This window comes from Natronorubrum bangense, assembly GCF_004799645.1.
In the GTDB taxonomy this organism is placed as follows: Archaea; Halobacteriota; Halobacteria; order Halobacteriales; family Natrialbaceae; genus Natronorubrum; species Natronorubrum bangense.
Genome location: NZ_CP031307.1, coordinates 93,147 through 111,105, shown reverse-complemented (window position 1 = coordinate 111,105; position 17,959 = coordinate 93,147). Strand labels below are relative to the sequence as shown.

The following is a 17,959-nucleotide window of genomic DNA, read 5'->3' as shown; positions in this document are numbered from 1 at the left end:
TTCGAAACCAACGCTGCAAAAGCTGTGATGCGGGTATTGGCTGTGTTACGTATAGAAACCAGTGAATAACAAGGTCTGTTATCAGAAAACGCTGTAGCAGCTTCGAATGTCAACTCACTCAATCGCGGATGACGAAATAATCACAAGACTGATTCTGTCGATCGGATTCCTCGCGCTAGCTGGGAGCGCACTCGTTGCCCACGCCACTCCAGCAATTGGATACGAGCTGTCGATTTACTCGATGACGCCTTCGGCCGTCTGGGTTGGTCTGCTCGTTGCGCTGGCCATCGCGTTGGCCGTTTCGTTCGTTCCTTTCTCGAGCGCTCATCGAGGAAGTCGTTCGATTGCACTCGCCCTCGGCGGACTTGTAATGGTCGTCTTCACTGGTTTGCCACTCATCCGGAACTACCAGTACTATGGACACCACGACGCGTTGACTCATCTTGGATGGGCGACGGCTATCAGCGACGGATCTATTCTTCCGACAGATCTCGCCTATCCTGGCATTCACACGAGTGGGACGTTTATCAGCGCAGCTATCGGAATTCCGATTTCTCGAGCAATGTTGTTCGTCACGTTACTTGCGACGATTATATTTCTCGTGTTCATCCCACTATGTGTAAGAAATATTATACCAACACCAGAAGCAACCACTATTGCGACTTTTTCAGCATTCCTGTTACTTCCGATAACCACGATTGCTACGCATCATCATCCCCACCCAATGACACAGGCAGTGCTGTTTTCGGCGCTTTTCGTGTACGTACTCACGAAGTACCTCCAATCGGATCAGAGTGAGGCGGTGGTGTCTACTGCCGGGGCAACCCTTGCACTCTTATCGGTTGCAGCGGTCGTGTATCACCCCCAACTCGTCGCGCATCTCTTGCCTGTCGCTATCGCGATCTGTCTCGTACAGTTTTTCGCTCGTCGGTCCACGGCCGAGAGCAGTCGATCCACGGTCGCGAGCACGATTCGATCCCACCGGCCGCTGTACGGACAGACGTTGCTTTTACTTGTCGTGTTTCTGGCCTGGACTGCCAGTGTCGGGTTCTACCTCGATACGGTCGAATACATCGCGACTTCGGCCGCTGACTTTATTTTCGGAACCGGAGAGGCAGGAGCAGCCGTCGCGTCTCAGGGGGCGTCGCTGAGCACGATTGGCGCGAGCATGACCGAAATCTTTCTCAAACTCTTCGGAACGAGTCTGGTGATGATATTACTCGTCGCCGGTCTGATTGTTGCCGTGTTCGGGCTCGGTGTCCGAACGCAGTATGAGGCTGTGCCAGCGATGACGGCGTACTTCACCGCCGGTCTTGCCGCGCTCGGTGCGCTGTTCGTCCTCTACTTTATTGCTTCCGGGTCAGAGATATACTTCCGTGTCTTTGGGCTGATGATGGTCTTTGCCATCGTGCTTGGCTCGGTCGCCATCACGATTGGATTCACGTCGCTCTCGCGCCGTCTCTCCCGCCGCAGCGTCCAACCAATCTTCTCGGTCGGGTTCGCCATTCTGCTGGTGGCTTCGTTACTCGTAATTTTCCCCTCGCCGTACATCTACAACGCGTCGCCACACGTCACCGACTCATCGATGAACGGCTACGAGACAGCGTTCGCAAACCAGAGTGACGACATCGAGTTTGTCGGTCTTCGGGGTACTATTGACCGATTCGACGACGCGATTCACGGGAACGAAGAACGTATGCGGTCACACGAGAGCGCCTCCGAATCGGCGGTCGAAGATGGATTGGTGTCGTCCTACGATTCGGATCGCTATCTGATACTCACGAAGGCAGATTACGAGCGCGAGCAACACGCCTACCACGGCCTGCGGTACACAGAGCAGGATCTGCAGTCGGCAACGACCGAGCAGGGGGTCGACCGCATCCAGTCGAACGGTGATTTCGAGTTGTACTACATCAACGCCGGGGCCGAATGAGGCCACGAACACAAACACCGTTACAGTCGTTGATTTCGTCCACCCGAGCGGTCCACGGGGTTCTGTTCTAGAAAGAAATCAATCGATAACAAAGTCATAACGTGTGATCGTCGGTGTTGATGAATCGGAGACACCCGGTACTGTCCGCACTCTTCGGCGTGGAATGGTTCGAGAACAAACACGTCAACCGCTGTACCCACTAAATCATGAAAACCATTGTTTTTGGGTTCGACGCTCTCGACTTCCGGTATCTAGACTTGTTCGACGGGTCACTCCCGAATATCAGCCGTCTCCGCGACCAGGGGACTGAAGCATCGCTCCGATCTACCCACCCGCCGTGGACCGGAAGTGCTTGGCCCTCGATGTACACCGGAACTGACCCCAGTCACCACGGCGTCTACGGATTCTTCACCTACGATGGCTATCCCGACGAGGGGGCGCACGTCTCGCGCAGCAACGTTCAGCAGCCGGCGCTCTGGAACTACCTCTCTAAAGAAGGGGATCGATCGATCGTCATGAACGTCCCCGTCACCCACCCCGCGGAATCCCTCGAGGGCGTGCTCATTCCGGGGTATCTCGCGACGGAAGATGCAGTGGGGTACCCCGAAGGAGTTCGCGACGACGTATCGGACGCCATCGGCGAGGAGTACACCGTCTATTCGAGCGCCGAGATGAGTACCGACCTCGACGCGAAGTTCGACGGCTACCTCGAGTTGATCGATCAGCGGCGCCGCGCCGCGGTAGCGCTGCTCGAGCGCCACGAGTGGGATCTGGCGATCCTGCAAGTCCAGAAGACCGACGCCGTCTTCCATCACTTTGACGAAGAACGTCGCTTCCGAACGGTGTACGAAGCTGCCGATCGCGTCGTCGGGGATGTCCTCGAGGCCGTCGAAGAACCCGTCAATGTCGTTCTTTGCTCGGACCACGGAATCGGACCGGTGAGCGGCTATCAGATCCACATCAATGATATCCTTCGATCGAACGGTTTCGTCGAGACCATCGACGACGGCGGCCGATCGACGCCGTCCGTTGATAAAGGGGCGCTCGCGGAGACCGACCGAGCGGGAGCGACCGACGAAGATGGGGACGGGGACGAAGGTGACACAGCGCCCAGTGGCCTCGAGAAGCCGCTGTTGTTCGGCAGGCGGTTGGCGTCCAGACTCGGCGTCGAACCGGTCGACGTCTACGCTGCCGCAGAACGGGTTGGACTCGGATCGACGCTCGTCGACCTCGCGCCGGACACGCTCAAAGCAACGGCCGTGCAGGAAAGCGTCGATTGGCGTCGATCCAAAGCGTACTGCGCCAAAGGATCACGGATGGGAATCCGCGTCAATCTCGCCGGGCGTGAACCAAACGGTGTCGTCTCGTCGTCGGATTACGAAGCCGTCCGGGACGAACTCATCTCGCTACTGTCGTCGCTCGAGACGCCCGACGGAGAGCCGGCGTTCGAGTTCGTCTGCCGGCGCGAAGCGCTCTACGACGGCCCGTACCTCGAGCGCGCACCCGACGTATGCTTCCTTCCGACCGAAATGAACCACACGGTTTCGCATGCGCTATACGGTCGGAAATTCCTCCCGGTCGAGAAGCACGATCACAAGCCGAACGGCGTCTTCGTCGGGGCTGGGCCCGGGTTCTCGGGCGACCAATCGATCTCTCAGTCCCAGCTCTCGCTGACCGATATCGCGCCGATTACCATGGGACTGCTCGGCCACTCGGTGCCGGAGCGCATGACCGGAACCGTTCCGGACGGACTGCTCGCCGAGCAGCACGACCGAGCCAACTATGGCACCGTCTCATACGACACTGACCACTCCGAACCGCGGGCGAACGATGAAAAGGTGACCGAGAGGCTTGAGGATCTGGGCTATCTCTGATGGTCGATCGAGAGACCGAACTGTCGGCGATCCTTTCGAGTGCGGCTATCGTGTTGGTCGGCGGGATCGTCTCGTCGGTGGCACAGTTAGGCGAGCGGATCGTCATCGGTCGACTGCTTTCGCCGGATGCCTACGGAGAGGTGAGTATTGGTCTCGCGCTATTGACCATCACAGTCACTATCGCGCTCGCCGGCTGTTCCCAGGGTGTATCGCGATTCATTCCGCGGTACGACAACGCCGAAGATCAACGGGGTGTGTGGGTGAGCGGACTGATACTCACCGCCATCTTCTCGCTCGTGATCAGCGCCGTGATGTTCGTCTCCGCCGACGTGATCGCCGCGAACCTGTTCGAAACCGACGAGGCAGTGACGCTCATCCGACTGCTTGCACTCGCGCTGCCGTTCGTCGCCGGATTTCGGATCGCCGTTGCCACGATTCGCGGGTTCGAAAACACGGTGTACCCAATGGCTATCCAGAATTTCTTCTATCCCTTATTCCGGATCGCCTTGATCACCGTGTTGTTGCTCGCCGGCATGGCGATCGCCGTCGTGGGGATCGCCTACCTGCTCGCGGCGATCCTCGCGTTTCTCCTCGCGAACGTGCTGTTACGACGAGTCATGCGACTCCGAGGCGAGTACCAAACCCACACGAAAGAACTGCTCGTGTTCTCCGCCCCGCTGATCGTCTCGACGGTCGTCGGCGTCATGCTGACGACGACGGACACCCTGATGCTTGGCTTCTTCCGCAGCTCCTACGAAGTTGGAATGTACGACGCCGCGTATCCGATCGCCAGCGGACTGACCGTTGTCCTCGGTGCGTTCGGCTTCCTGTATCTGCCCATCGTCTCGAGACTCGACGCCGACGGCGAGCGCGGAGCCATCGACGACATCTACGCGACGACGACGAAATGGGTGTACGTCATCACGTTCCCGGCATTTCTCCTGCTCGTCGTCTTTCCGCACGACGTCATCACGTTTGTCTTCGGCGAATCGTACGCTGAGGCGGCGGCAGTGTTGCCAATCCTCGCCGTCGGCTTTTTTTTGAGCGCCGCCGCCGGACGGGATCGGGAGACGCTGTCCGCGATTGGCGTGACCACCTGGATCGCAATCGGGAATGTGATCGGAATCACGATGAACATCACTATCAATCTGCTCTTGATTCCGCAGTTCGGGTTCATGGGCGCAGGTGTCGCGTCCGTTATGTCACTGATCACACAGCACGGCATTATCTGTGGCGTCCTTGCAATCCGATACGGTATTACGCCGATTTCGCCAGAAGCGCTTCGTTGTTATCTCGCCCTCCCAGCCGTGCTGTTACCGCTCGTGTACTTCCTTTCGCCGTGGATAGCGATCTCGATCGTCACCGTCGTTCCATTTCTCGTCGCGGTCGGTCTCGGTTCGGTGGTCGTCCTCGGTCTCGCCGGCGGCCTCGAGCCAGATGATCTGGCCGTCATCACGCTCTTCGAGGACAAACTCGGCGTCTCGATACCGCTCGTTCGGCGGTGGATACCGGACGAGCGCGGCGAGCCAGCGAGTTCGTTTTCGGCCGACTGATCACCGTTTCAGTTTCTGAACGGCGGGTCGTCAACACGGCTAATCGAACGCAGATGTCGCTGTTTGTCGCCGAGCGCCTCGTCCGAGGCTGTCTCGGCATCATCCTGTGCCTAAAGGGGCGAGGGAGTCGCCTTGAGTGTCCATAACTATTGCTCCCCTGCCGTCAACAGCACACTCATGAGTGTGTTCCCTGTTACAGACGGTTCACCGACTCGAGTGTGCCTCTTCGAACAGTGTGGTCGACTTCCCAAGTTGGAACGTGGAACTGTCCCGTCGCTGACTGTCACGCCGAACCGTTCCCTACACGGCTGTTCCTGGTGAGATTTCAATGACGCGCACACAGACACGTCCGTCTCCGCTCGGCGAACTTGATACCGACGCGATCGAAAATGTCTACCTCTTTATCGCGGACTCGGTGCGATACGACTGCGTTCCGGACCGGGTCGTCGACCGCGGTCGGCTGTTCAAGACGGCTGCAGCAGCCCTCTGTACGCCCCAGTCCGTCCCGAGCATTGTGACCGGTCGTCACGCGCCGCGACACGGCGTGACCTGGTTCAACGATTCGCTCAACGAGTCTCTACCCACCCTCTTCGATCTCGACGCGACGACCGGATACAACGAAGTCGTCTGGGAAGGCCGGGCGGTTAACGACATCCTCAACGAACCCGGCCGAATCGATCTCGAGTCCGTCGAGGAGCCGTTCGTCGCCCTCGAGCACGACAACGGCGGCCACTCCCCGTACGTCGACTCCAAAAACCAGTCGACCGCCGAGATGTTCTCGAATATATCGGATGAGCGAGAGCTGCGGCGCCGCTATCGAGAAACCGTCGCAGCGAGCACTGATCGGTTCGAGGAGCGCTTGGACGTGCTCGAAGACCAGGACTTGCTCGAGAGCACGCTCGTGATCTATCTCGCAGACCACGGTGAATTGCTCGGCGAACACGGTGGATTCGTCGGCCATGGGCTTCCGGCTGCGCCCGAGGTCGCCTACGTGCCGACGGTGTTCATCCACGAGTCTCTCGCCAGTGAAACGGCCGAGACGTTCATCCACCACACCGACCTGTTTCCGACCATCGACCACCTCGTCGACGACGGACGGACGTCGGCCTCGGCCGACGGCGACTCGCTCCTCGAGGTCGTCGACGCCGACCGCCCCGCCTATACACAGGGTGTCATGCGACCACAGGAAAAGTACCGCGGAACGATACTCGACCCGAACTACGATGCGCCGAGTATCTGGACGAAACACGGCGGCTTCGTCTTCAACGACACGAGTAAACTCGTTCTCCCACTCACGGCGACGTTCGACGCACTCTTCTCCGGATACACGGGCGCGTTCAACGACTCCAACTTTCGGCCAGCCGTTCTGGCGAGAGCGTTACGACACTATCTTTCCGGAGAACAGACCTACGGGACCCCTTCGGTCTCGAGGACGGACGCCCGAGCGATGGCCGATCAGCTCTCGAGCATCACAGTCGAAACGGAAAGCCGATCGCTCGACGAAGAGACTAAAGAACACCTCGAGCAACTCGGCTACCGGTAGTTAAACCGCCGCTCGAGTCGATCGAGACGGATCGTCGCTGTTTCTCTCGGCAAGTGCTACGCTTCGGACTCGTCAGTGTACGGTGTTCTGGCGCAGGTTCGTTCGCCATTATCATCTCCTGGTTTCGCTACGTGCCGGCAATCTGTTCGTGATTCAAACCGATCACACTGTTGCTACCGGTCCCACGACGGGTGAAACGATCGCCTACCTGCAGACGTCGTCGTCTCGAGATTGAGACGAACAGGCGATAGTCGGCCGTACGGGCCTCTTCTGACTGTTCTATCGGATTTCTTGATAGTGGTTTGTAACTTGTAGAACGGTCGCTGGAGAAATACTTTCAGCAAAGCCGGTATAAAGATCGTACTGGTTAATGGAATGTTAGACGGAACAGAGAGTCCGACGAGTGTACTGTATGACGAAAGAAATTCAGGATGCAACCAATAATTCGCTGTTAAATCGTCGCAGCTATCTCAAAGGGGCTGGGGCTGCAGCTGCACTGATTGGGCTCGGCGGAGCGGCCGCCGCAAGCGACGAGGACGATTACGACGTCATCGAGGTTTCGTCCGGAGAGACCTGGACGTACAACATGGACAACGGCGAAACGCTCGAGAATCTCCTGATAGATATTACGGCATCGGGTGCGAGCTGGGAGATTCGGATGCACGGCGACGACATGACGCTTCGGAACATCGGGATCCGGGGCAACGTCGACTCGCCCCAGAAAATGAATCACATCTCCGTCGGCGGATCGTCGGGCTCGAGTAACTGCGTCATCGAGAATATCTACTACGAAGGCTATACGCTCAGCGGCTTCAACAACGCTGTCGGGACGGGTGGGACGGCGACGCCGATCTTCGTCTCTCCGAACCACAGTGGCGATCTGCTCGTTCGGAACGTGAATCTCCAGTCGTGTCCCGACAATCTCATCTACGCGAGTGCGCCCGGGAACGGTTCCGAACACCCGGCGCCCGGCGGCGGCGGTACCGTCCGCGTCGAGGATTCGTATCTATTCCGAACGGGTGCCGGCTGTGTCCGTGTTGGGACCGAAGGATCGTATGCTGAGAACTGTATCCTCGACGGCGATCACAGTAACACGGCTGCGCCGAACTCGCGTCCGTTCTGGGGCTACTACGAGCACACTGAGATTCGCAACTGTGATGTGATGAACGGCTCGCCCGGTGCGGTCGTCGCAGGAGCGAGCGCGTGGGACAAGGGGCGCCGTGCTGAAGTGACAGTCGAGGACTCGTACTTCGAGGATACGGGCACGCACGCGAGCGGGGCTCAAATTCACGGCTCGTCCGCCGATCGAGAGCCCCGAACCGAGCCCAGCGAAATTGAGGGGGTGCCGCTGTCGGCAGAGGAAGCCGCATCCGGTTCATCGGGTTCGTCGCCATCGCAGTCGCCGTCCCCGAGCTCGCCGGAGAACGGCGACGACGACGAGGACGACAGCAGTATCGAGGACGTCTGGGAGGACAACGAGTCCAATCACGTCGAACTCCGCGGCGGCACACCCGATCAGATCGCGGAATACGAGATTTTGGGATCCGGCGACGCCGAAGCCGGCGAGAACGCGGATACAAATCCCGACGATCCGTATCGGGATGTCGTGACGACCGACGGCGACGACTTCCTGGTCGAGGGTTTCCTCGGCGGACACGTCGACGACTTCTACATTACCGGTTCTATCACCGATGTCGAAACGACGGCCGACCTGACTGCGACGGTCAACGGCCACGAGTTCGACGTGCAGGAACTGGAAGGGGTCGGCTCCTGGGACGGCGACGACGATGCCGAAACGTCGGACCTTCCCCATGCGATTGTCATCGACGGCGCGGAGGCCGCTGGCACGACCGACTACTCGCTCTCGGTCAGCGAGGAGATTGTCCAGTCCGAATACAGCGGGGCGACGATCGATGACGGCGACAAGGTCGAGGGGACCACTGCCAGTGGCACCGTCGACGACGGCATCGACGCTTACCGGTTCTGCGGCGAGATCACCGACTTCTGGCTCGCTGGCGAAGCCGACGTAACCCTCGAGTACGACGCTGATAACTGATTCCGTCGACCAACACCGTTCATTTCGAAAAGCGTGTGAGGAGAACTGGCGGTTGGCTCGGTGTTCGCCACGGCTCATCGCCGAAAGCAAGGAGTAAGCCGACCATGCCGACAGTCGTGTCGTTACCCGATCAGATGACTCGAAGTCTCCTACAGGGTACGAGTAACGGCTTCGTGACATGTCACTGGCTGACTGTCCAGTAAACCGTAAACTCTCAACTTTCAAGAGTGACCTGCCCACCCAACACCGGGTGGGTGGATGTCACGAGAGTTGCCCGACCGAATCTCTCGCCAGCGCTGCGTCGACCATCGCCTCGAGATCGTCGACGTCGACGATGAGGTCGCTCTCGTTCGTCTCACAGCCGATGTAGCCGTACCAGCCGTCGACCTGCTTTGTGAGCATGTAGTAGATCCCGTTGACGCGGTTGATCGGCATCAGTTCGACAACCGAGACATTGTCTGCGTAGATGAGATCCGTCAACCCGGCTCCGTGTGGCGTCACGATACAGTCGGCCTGGGCGAACAGGGCGATGGTCTCCTTGACCGCCATCGATGAGAGTTCGTACCGTTCGAAGCCAGCGTGCTCGAGTCGCTTGAACGCGTCTCGTTCGTTTCGAACGCGGCGGCTGGTCGCGTCGTTTCGGCTGATATAGACACGGTCAGAGAAGCGGCTGGTGTCGACGGCACGAAGCGCTTGCTCGCGAAGTGACTCCCGGAGCCACTGATGTGAGAATGGGGACGGACTGGGTGGGTTGATTTCGCGTCGCATCGCGGGAACGACAAGCCGATCGACCTGACAGTACGTGGCGTCCCACCGAATCAGATCGTCGCTGTCGTAGCCGAGTAACTCGAGCGTCTCTAGCTGATAACTGTTGAGATCGGGACCGACGATCAGCTTCGGTGTTCGACCCGTTTCGGCGGTGTACTGCTCGACGCCTTCGAGTCGCGTCAGCGTTTCTGCGACCCAGTGGAAGTAGCCGCCGTCCCAGCTATTGTGGAGTAGGACTGCTTCGTCGATATCTTCTCGCCGGCCGTTCCCGGTCGCGATCCGTTTTGGCGACTCCCGGACTGAGTTGATGACATTAAGCGTCTGTACGTTCGGACTCACGGAAGCGTCGGCGACGTACCCAGACTCAGTCACCGCAAGCGGTGGCGAGCCGACGAGATGGGCATCGTGGACGACGCCGACAAACGGTTTGGAGACCGTATACCGTCCTCGCCACCGATCCATGCCCGGAATCTTGCCGGCGTAGCCGTCAGGCTCAGAAACGGTGACCGATTCCGGGTGCCCGTATTCAATGAGTGTATCGTTTTCGACGAACTGATCGTACAGTTCGGCTCTTGTCACCCGGTTTCGGTCTAGCGTCGTGAGCGCGACCGCGCATGCGAACCCTCGACTCTCGACGGTTTTTGTGAGCGTCTCGAGACTCATTATCACTGCCTCCACGTATTGGTATTTGAGTATGTGTGTGTTTACTGATCTTTTTTGTCGAGCTGACAGAATAACAAATCAAGAGCGAGGCCCCTTCTCGAACCGCATTGTCCGCCGATTGTCGGATAGGTGATAGCTGTTCCGTGGAAGAAATCGCATAACAATACGTGGCGGGAAGGAGGTGTCGGACACTGGAGCAATTGATGTCTGCCACGAATCAATACACCAAGACGGACCGCGCGTTCGTGCTTGGAATCGACGGCGTTCCCTGGGATCGCATCCACCGGTGGATCGAAGCAGGAGAGTTACCGAATTTCAAGACACTCGCCGACGAGGGGGTCGGCACGCCGCTACGGAGCACGACACCGCCGACCACGCCCACTGCCTGGCCGTCGATTGCCACTGGCGTTTGGCCTGACAAACACGGTATCTACGGGTTTCAGAAACTGAACAAGGACTACACCCAGCAGATGAACACGAGCGCCGATCGCACGCAGCCGGCACTGTGGGACCTGCTTTCGCCGTCGCTCGTAGGAAACGTCCCGATGACATTTCCCGCAAGCAGCATCGACGGTACGATGGTTTCGGGAATGATCTCCCCGAAAGTCAATCGCCGGGCGACGCATCCACCCGAGTTTGCGTCGGAAATCGATGCTCACATTCCCAACTACGAAATCGGGCTGAACTGGCAGCAGTACTCTGGCGAGGAAACGCGGTTCAGGAACGACCTTACGTCGCTCGTCGACGCTCGCCGGGCGCTGATGAGCCGACTGATGGAGACCGATGACTGGCGACTGTTTTTCTTCGTCTACACTGCACCTGACCGACTCCAGCATCTCATCTGGGACGATGACGTCATGCTTGAACATTACAGACAACTTGACGACATTCTCGGTGAGGTCATCGAGTACACAGATCAGAAGGGGGCGAACTTGTTTGTCGTCTCTGACCACGGGTTTGGACCGATCTCGAAGTTTGTTAATCTCAGTGCAGTTCTGGAAAATGAGGGGTATCTATCGCAGACGGAACGGACGGCAACGCGGGGATCACTCGACAAACTTGGAATTACGAAATCGACAATTCTGGGGACAATACGGAAGCTCGGGATCGACGATGGGCACGTCGTCGACACCCTTCCAAAACCGCTCGTTGATCGCTTTGCGACGCAGGTTCCCGGCGATCACGGTCTGTACGACGTCGATTTCTCGGAGACGGTCGCGTTCGCACACGGACCAAGTCACGTCTACATCAACGACACAGAGCGGTTCGAAGAGGGTATCGTGTCGCCAGCTGAGGTCCCATCGATCAAACGGGAGCTGATGTCGATTTTCTCGGCACTCACCGACCCAGAGACGGGAGAGACAGTACTGACAGTCTCTGACGGCGACGAACTCTTTCCGACAGACACCCACTCCCCTGATATCGTCGCCGTCGGACAGGACGGCTATGAGGAGAAGACGAAGCTTGCCAACGACGTTTTCGAACCCGCTGGCGCGAAAGCAGCCAGTCACCGGAGCGAGGGGGTCTTTTTTGCTCGTGGACCGAGCGTCAAGTCCCGTGAACTCAACTCGATCCCGGACCTGTCTGTCGTGGACGTCGCTCCGACGATACTCCACAGTGTCGGCGAACCTATCCCGGAAACCGTCGACGGCGAGGTCAGCACTGCGTGTCTCGCCGCCAACAACGCGCCAACTATGCGTGCGGTTAGCCAGTCAGTGGTCGACGACGCGGACGCCGAGCAGACCGAGGATTTCGACGACGTTGAGGATCGACTTCGCGGACTCGGCTACATGGAGTAGCCGGCTCGAGGCATTCGAACTGCGCCACGGTACCGTTCGTAAGCGAACGACACGATCGGGTCACAACACCGACCAGCGACGCTTGTTTTTGGCTTGCGGTCGCGGCGTGGACGGAGCGGTATCGATGTCCGGTTTTGATATGCTATATACCATCTGTCAGCTATCGTGTTGAGCATGTTCGAGCGCTACTGTCGCGGTGTTGCTGTGAACGAGCTGGGACCTGAACGCACTGACTCGCCGTCGGTACGTCGTCATCGGAAAAGCAGCAGTAGATGGTCCGTGAGCCGACGGATCTTGGACGACCGAAGCTACCCGTCTCTTACACCGACGACGGCTTTGATGCTGGTTCTTACTTCAGTGACCCTGATACTTTCTGATACACTGACTTCGCGAGTGTCATCTCGAGCCCCGACGACTCGACGACATAGTACGGCCGCAACTCGCCGTTGAACTTCCCTTTGTACTCACAGAGGCGCTCGGTGTTCGCCCCGACGAGATCGTAGCCAGTCACCGACTCGAGGTCGGGATCGGTGACGATGTCCTCCAAAATAGCGCGATGAAGCAGGTTGTTGACGCTGACGTGTTCGTAGGAGGCGGTGACGCCGCCTTGCCAGTAGTAGGCCAGGTCGGGCGAGAACAGCGTGATGATTCCGCTTTTGTACGTCCCATCGGGGGTTCGGGCCGCGTACACGCGCCACCGATCGTCGTCCAGACTCGAGAGCAGGTCACGGAGGAACAGCCGCGACATTGGGGCGGTGTCGTCGTATTCTTCGTACTGATCGACGACGTCGTCGTAGATTCGGAGCGCGGTGTCGATGCCTTCGGTGTCGATCGTCAGATCGAGTTCGTCGTACCGGCGCATCTCGTTTCGAAGGCTCTTGCTGAACCCACTCATCGCGTCCTCGAGGTCGGTGCAGTCCTCGAGGTCGACGACGTAGGTAAACTCGGGCTCTATCGAGAACTCGTTCCAGCCGTACGGCCGGGGGTCGGGATACTCGAGCGGGCAGGTCATCCGAAAGAGCGTCGACCGCTTGTCGACCTCGAGGTCATCGGCGACCGCGTTGGCTAACTCGCTGTTGATTCGTTCCCACTTGCGCTGTTTCGGACTGTTGGGATTGATGATCGGGCCCAGTCGCGGGACGCCGAACGAGAGCGGTGGTGAAAATACCGTTCGGCCGACCGGTCTCTCGTCGACGAACACCGGCAACAGGCCGACGATCTGTTGGCCCTTGGCCGTCCCGTAAAGTCGCAGTTCGGCGTCGACGTGGGCGTCGAGGACAGCGAGTGCGTCCGGGTCGTGAAACAGTTCGTACCCCGACCGCGGTAACGCCTCGCCCCACTCCTCGAGCGTCAGTCGTTCAGTCTCCATGTGGGTCATCGTGCGGTGACTATTCGTTTTGTTATCGCGTTGTTACCGCGCGTAACGGCGGCTGTAACCGCATCCCGATGGCGACCGAATCACTCGCGACCGGCCGTCGGCGCTGCTGGGGCCGGTCACGCCTCGAGTGTCGTCAGAATGCGACGCCAGTCCTCGCCTGCTCGAGCCAGCGAGAACGAGCACCGAACGTCGGTCGCGTTCGCCGCGAGCGCGTCGCGCTCGTCGGGAGCGTCCAGACACCGAGCCATCGCGGCCGCGAACATCGTCGGCTCCCGATCGGTGACGACGAGGCCGTTGTGGCCGTCGACGACGACGTCCGGGATCGACCCGACCGGCGGCACCACGGGTGCGAGTCCGGTCGCCATCGCCTCGAGCATCACCAGCGGCAACGCGTCGCGACTCGAGGTGAGAACGAACGCCGTAGCGCGGTGGTAGTAAGCGAGTGGATCATCAACCCAGCCGACGAGATCGATTCGATCGCCAACTCCCAAGCGATTGATCTCCTCGACGACGTCGTCTTGGAGCGCTCCGTCGCCGACCATCGCTGCCCGGAACTCCCGGCCGGTTGCGTCGAGTTCGGCGACTGCGCGGACGAACCGTACCGGGTCTTTTTCTTCGCTGAAGCGGCCGACCCAGACGAACTCGTAGTCAGGCTCGACGTCATCCGTGGGCGGTCGGTAGGTCTCGATGTCGATCGCGTTGGTCAAGATTTCGATTCGGGTGGGTGCGACACCACAGCCGACGAGGCGCTCGGTGTGATCAGTTCCGGGAACAGAGACCGCGTCGAACCGCCTGAACGCCCACCGGGGGCCAGCACCGTACCACTGCTGTGCGTGATGGTCGAGGTCGATGCCGATGATTCCGAGGTGGGCCGGATAGCCGTAGAGCGCTTTCAGGATCAGCGCGTAGATCCCGTAGGGAACGAGTGAGATCGACGCGACCGCGTCGTACTCGTTGCGATACCCCTCGTAGAGGGCGAGGAAAAACAGGAGGACGACTCGAACGATCCGTGGGCCGACGTCCGGTACCGGAACGGCGGTTGCGCCGTCGATATCGGTGTCAGGATCGAGACAGACGAGCGTCGTTTCGCCGGCGACGTCCGCGAGTGGCCCGTAGTGGCGCTCGTTTTTGTGCGCCAGGCCCGTGATGATGAGGACGCGCATCTCCTCGGGACTGGAGCCGACCGTGGTGTGTGTCCCCTGGTGCTGGTCCCGATCGGCAGTCGCTCGAGTGCGACGCCCTTCGTCGTCAGCCGGCGCTGGCTCGAGGGTATCCGCCTCGTCCGTTGCTGTCGACTCAGTTGCGGGCTGGCTCATGAGTGCAGCGACGCCCGTTTGCGTTCAGTTTCCACGCTCGACTGTGCCCGTTCCTCAGCCGCCAGCAGGAACTCGGACAGCGCATACGACATCCACCCTTGACACCACCGCATCAACGTCACTCGCTTCGTGTGGTGGCGATACTTGCGGTAGTAGAACTGCCCTTCGTTGACCTGCAGATTCGCAAGCACCCACCGGAGAATTCGCTCGGCGAACTCGAGGTCGCCTTCGTTCACAAAGACGAGCATTCCCTGCGTGCTGGCGTGGATATCGCGCGGATAGGCGTTTTCCTCGTCGAAGTTTGGCGCGCCGTCGAGTTCGAACAGGTCGGTTCGGTAGAACTCGAGTGCGTCCTCGAGCGTCTCCGCGTATCGGTCGGCGTCGACGACGTCACGGTACCGCTGGAACGCCTCGATGACGAACCCATTGTGGTGGCTGTCCATCGAGAGGTGTGACGCCGACGCCGGGAGTCGGTACGGCCACCCACCGATGTCGGTCTGGTTGGCTGCGATATGATCGAGGATCTTCGTTGCCCGCTCGCGGAGGTCCTCATCGCCGAAGTGCTCATAGAGGTCGACGAGCATCCCCGCCCCCAGCGCGGCCGCGTTGACGGTGTAGGAGTCCTCTGGATGGTTCATGTGGTAGTTGATCTTTGCGCCCTCATCGACCTCTCGATAGTTCAGATCCTCGACCAGGAACGACGTCGCCGTCCTGGCGATGTCGGCGTACTCGTCACCGAGCCCGCGCTCTGTGGCTCGTAAGAGCGCCTTGACCGCGTACGCAGTCGAGACGATATCCGGATCGCTTGGAACCCCTTTCGTATGGAAGTGCTGAATTTCGTGTCGGTGGCCACCACAGAAGCCGCTGTACCCCGTTATCTGTTCCTCGAGGAGCCACTCGGCAAGTCGGTCGGCTTCAGCGATCGGATCGAACGCGAGCTGGTCTTGCTCGCTCCGGCGACATGCGAGTTCGTAATAGTTGAGATTCGCCATCGCAAACAACGCTGCCCCCTTGTAGTTTCGCCGGTGTTCGACGCGGAGGAGTGGCCTGATGTCGACCGGCGTGCGTTTGACGACTTCCTGAACGACCAGGTTGAGAACTCTGTTCTCGACCGGCAGCGCCTGCAGGAGTTGACTGCTCATTCCGTCTCCGTAATCTGGCCCAGCGTAGTCCCGACGACGGGCGTATGCAAGGGTCGAATCGAGAACCGAGACGTAGTAGTCGTCGTCTCGAGGATACCAGGACGACGCGGCCTGTTCGTCTGGCTTGGAAGAAGTTTGCGACTGCATTGATGGCACTCTCAGAACATATTCACATTATTATACACCCGCTACCGATGTCTCGCTCGAGACAGGGATCGACTGTCCATGATCCGGTTATCCATTACATTCTGTACGAGCTAGATAACAAACCCACCTGCTGGAAAAGGAGTCACTCATGCGAGGGTGCTATTCAGCATGAACTACCTGTTTTTTACAAACACGCCTGCACACGTCCACCTGTACAAACACGCCATCCAGCGGCTGCGCGACCGTGGCCACGAGGTGCTCGTTCTCGCCCGGGATTACACCTGCACGACCGACTTGCTCGAGTGGTACGAGCTTCCGTACGTGGTCTATGGCGCCTGTGGGACGTCGAAAGGCTCGCTCCTGAGTCGGCTACCAGCCCACTACACCCGTGCGATCACGCACGCTCGACGGTTCGATCCGGATCTCGTGTTTGGAATGGGGGGCTATGCAGCCCACACTGGTGCAGTGACGCGAACGCCGACGGTGTTGCTGATCGACTCTGAGCCAGCGTCGTTCGACCACACGATCTCGACACCGTTTGCTCGGTCCATTCTCACACCGAATACGTTCCGGAAAGACCTGGGTGCGAATCACTACGTGTTCTCCGGATTCAAAGAGTGTGCGTACCTTCATCCGGAGACCTACGAGCCCGACCCATCGATTCGGAATCGACTCGACCTCGAGACTGACGAGCCCTACGTCATCCTTCGGCTCAATGCCTTTGGCTCACAACACGACGTCGGAAAACGAGGTATCACGGACGACGACTACCGTCGTCTCGTCGACCGCCTCGGTGATGACGTGACGGTTCTCGTCTCCGACGAAAGCGGTGACGCCGACCTCGAGGGGCTTTCGGCCCGATCGTTCGACCTCCACCCCGCGTTGATGCACGATGCGCTCGCCGAGGCCGAACTGCTCGTTGCCGACACGCAGACGATGGTGACCGAAGCGGCACTGCTCGGAACGCCGGCGATCCGATCGAACTCGTTCGTCGGCGCCGACGATATGGGCAACTTCGTCGAACTCGAGAATCAGGGGCTGATCTACAACGTCGCGTCGGCAGATGCGATCATCGAACGGGCGATGCCACTGCTCGAAGCCACTGATACCGACGAGAAGTGGCAGCGACGGCGCAACGCGCTCCTTGCTGATAAGGTCAATCTCACCGACGTCATCGTTGACGTCGCGACCAACGAAGGCCACGTCGATGACCTCGGGGCGCTCCAACAGTTCGAACAGACACCGGAGCCCGAACCCGCGAAATCCGTTGGTATCGGCGGCGACTGAGACGGGCTGCTGTCTCGATGGGGTGGTGCACCCGAAGAGTGGGTCGCGGGTGCACCAAAACTGTCGTAACAACTGAACCGATTGACACACCTATCGCGCTATCCGCGTTTCTCACTCAGTTCGTTCGCTCACGGGTCGTTCCTCCCCGTTCGCTTTCCGCGTTTCTCACTCAGTTCGTTCGTTCCGAACCGCGCTCCTGTCCGGCGATCAGGTGTGCAGTGATTTTCAGTGGCTACGATACCCGACAGTAGTCCGCGTGAGTGAACACCGACGACTGTGGTCAGCCTGACGCGGGTCTGCGCCGAGTTCGGTGACTGGTTTTTGCCTTGCCTCGATGTCGACGCGAGCGAGATATTCGAGGCGTTCATCTCGTCTCCATCCCGAATACGGCGACAAACTGCTGACAGGGCGTCCTCGCAGTGTCTCCCGATTGCGTCTCAGAGCGACGCTGAGTCGGTCGCCCCGTCTCTCGAGCGAGCGTTCCAGACCGACTTCACAAT

At 59.3% G+C, this 17,959-nt stretch carries 11 protein-coding genes; 7 read left to right on the top strand and 4 right to left on the bottom strand.

Translation table 11 applies throughout. From position 1 onward, the window contains the following. Positions 1-724: 724 nt before the first annotated feature. The 5 genes from DV706_RS19805 (at position 725) to DV706_RS19785 (ending at position 8,959) form a co-directional block, all read left to right on the top strand. Entirely contained in the window at positions 725-1,933 is a 1,209-nt protein-coding gene (locus DV706_RS19805) for a hypothetical protein (protein WP_006067271.1), read from the top strand. Between the two features lie 206 nt (positions 1,934-2,139). Beyond that, positions 2,140-3,807, top strand: a complete 1,668-nt coding sequence (locus tag DV706_RS19800) for an alkaline phosphatase family protein (protein ID WP_006067272.1) — start codon at positions 2,140-2,142, stop codon at positions 3,805-3,807. Further along, positions 3,807-5,360 carry an oligosaccharide flippase family protein gene (locus tag DV706_RS19795; protein WP_136351002.1) on the top strand — a complete coding sequence of 518 codons (1,554 nt, stop codon included), beginning with the start codon at positions 3,807-3,809 and terminating at the stop codon, positions 5,358-5,360. Before DV706_RS19800 ends, DV706_RS19795 begins: the two co-directional genes overlap by 1 nt. A gap of 328 nt (positions 5,361-5,688) precedes the next feature. Next, positions 5,689-6,903, top strand: coding sequence for a sulfatase-like hydrolase/transferase (locus DV706_RS19790; protein ID WP_006067274.1), 1,215 nt, complete (start codon positions 5,689-5,691; stop codon positions 6,901-6,903). Between the two features lie 412 nt (positions 6,904-7,315). Beyond that, positions 7,316-8,959 (top strand): hypothetical protein, encoded by a 1,644-nt coding sequence (locus DV706_RS19785; RefSeq protein ID WP_006067275.1) that lies wholly within the window; start codon positions 7,316-7,318, stop codon positions 8,957-8,959. Between the two features lie 261 nt (positions 8,960-9,220). Here the strand turns inward: DV706_RS19785 and DV706_RS19780 are convergent, their stop codons facing one another. Continuing rightward, positions 9,221-10,390 (bottom strand): glycosyltransferase family 61 protein, encoded by a 1,170-nt coding sequence (locus DV706_RS19780; protein WP_006067276.1) that lies wholly within the window; start codon positions 10,388-10,390, stop codon positions 9,221-9,223. A gap of 203 nt (positions 10,391-10,593) precedes the next feature. Here DV706_RS19780 and DV706_RS19775 point away from each other — a divergent pair, with 203 nt between their 5' ends. After that, a complete protein-coding gene (locus DV706_RS19775; RefSeq protein ID WP_006067277.1) occupies positions 10,594-12,189 on the top strand; it encodes an alkaline phosphatase family protein in 1,596 nt (531 codons plus the stop codon). 349 nt (positions 12,190-12,538) lie between these two features. On the opposite strand, the gene DV706_RS19770 is transcribed toward DV706_RS19775, so the two are convergent. The 3 genes from DV706_RS19770 to DV706_RS19760 all read right to left on the bottom strand — a co-directional run bounded on the left by DV706_RS19770 (position 12,539) and on the right by DV706_RS19760 (position 16,172). Beyond that, on the bottom strand, positions 12,539-13,558 hold the full coding sequence (locus DV706_RS19770) for a GNAT family N-acetyltransferase (RefSeq protein WP_049889932.1): 1,020 nt from the start codon (positions 13,556-13,558) through the stop codon (positions 12,539-12,541). Between the two features lie 125 nt (positions 13,559-13,683). Then, positions 13,684-14,883 (bottom strand): glycosyltransferase, encoded by a 1,200-nt coding sequence (locus DV706_RS19765; RefSeq protein ID WP_006067279.1) that lies wholly within the window; start codon positions 14,881-14,883, stop codon positions 13,684-13,686. Next, positions 14,880-16,172 (bottom strand): prenyltransferase/squalene oxidase repeat-containing protein, encoded by a 1,293-nt coding sequence (locus DV706_RS19760; RefSeq protein WP_006067280.1) that lies wholly within the window; start codon positions 16,170-16,172, stop codon positions 14,880-14,882. Before DV706_RS19760 ends, DV706_RS19765 begins: the two co-directional genes overlap by 4 nt. Before the next feature lie 168 nt (positions 16,173-16,340). Here DV706_RS19760 and DV706_RS19755 point away from each other — a divergent pair, with 168 nt between their 5' ends. Continuing rightward, entirely contained in the window at positions 16,341-17,459 is a 1,119-nt protein-coding gene (locus tag DV706_RS19755; RefSeq protein WP_006067281.1) for a DUF354 domain-containing protein, read from the top strand. Positions 17,460-17,959: the final 500 nt, after the last annotated feature.

Excerpts from the sequence above, each read along its gene's own strand:
- DV706_RS19805 (WP_006067271.1), top strand. The coding sequence starts at position 725 with ATGACACAGGCAGTGCTGTTTTCGGCGCTTTTCGTGTACGTACTCACG.
- DV706_RS19790 (WP_006067274.1), top strand. The coding sequence starts at position 5,689 with ATGACGCGCACACAGACACGTCCGTCTCCGCTCGGCGAACTTGATACC.
- DV706_RS19765 (WP_006067279.1), bottom strand. The coding sequence starts at position 14,883 with ATGAGCCAGCCCGCAACTGAGTCGACAGCAACGGACGAGGCGGATACC.
- DV706_RS19775 (WP_006067277.1), top strand. The coding sequence starts at position 10,594 with ATGTCTGCCACGAATCAATACACCAAGACGGACCGCGCGTTCGTGCTT.
- DV706_RS19800 (WP_006067272.1), top strand. The coding sequence starts at position 2,140 with ATGAAAACCATTGTTTTTGGGTTCGACGCTCTCGACTTCCGGTATCTA.
- DV706_RS19760 (WP_006067280.1), bottom strand. The coding sequence starts at position 16,172 with ATGCAGTCGCAAACTTCTTCCAAGCCAGACGAACAGGCCGCGTCGTCC.
- DV706_RS19785 (WP_006067275.1), top strand. The coding sequence starts at position 7,316 with ATGACGAAAGAAATTCAGGATGCAACCAATAATTCGCTGTTAAATCGT.
- DV706_RS19755 (WP_006067281.1), top strand. The coding sequence starts at position 16,341 with ATGAACTACCTGTTTTTTACAAACACGCCTGCACACGTCCACCTGTAC.
- DV706_RS19780 (WP_006067276.1), bottom strand. The coding sequence starts at position 10,390 with ATGAGTCTCGAGACGCTCACAAAAACCGTCGAGAGTCGAGGGTTCGCA.
- DV706_RS19770 (WP_049889932.1), bottom strand. The coding sequence starts at position 13,558 with ATGGAGACTGAACGACTGACGCTCGAGGAGTGGGGCGAGGCGTTACCG.
- DV706_RS19795 (WP_136351002.1), top strand. The coding sequence starts at position 3,807 with ATGGTCGATCGAGAGACCGAACTGTCGGCGATCCTTTCGAGTGCGGCT.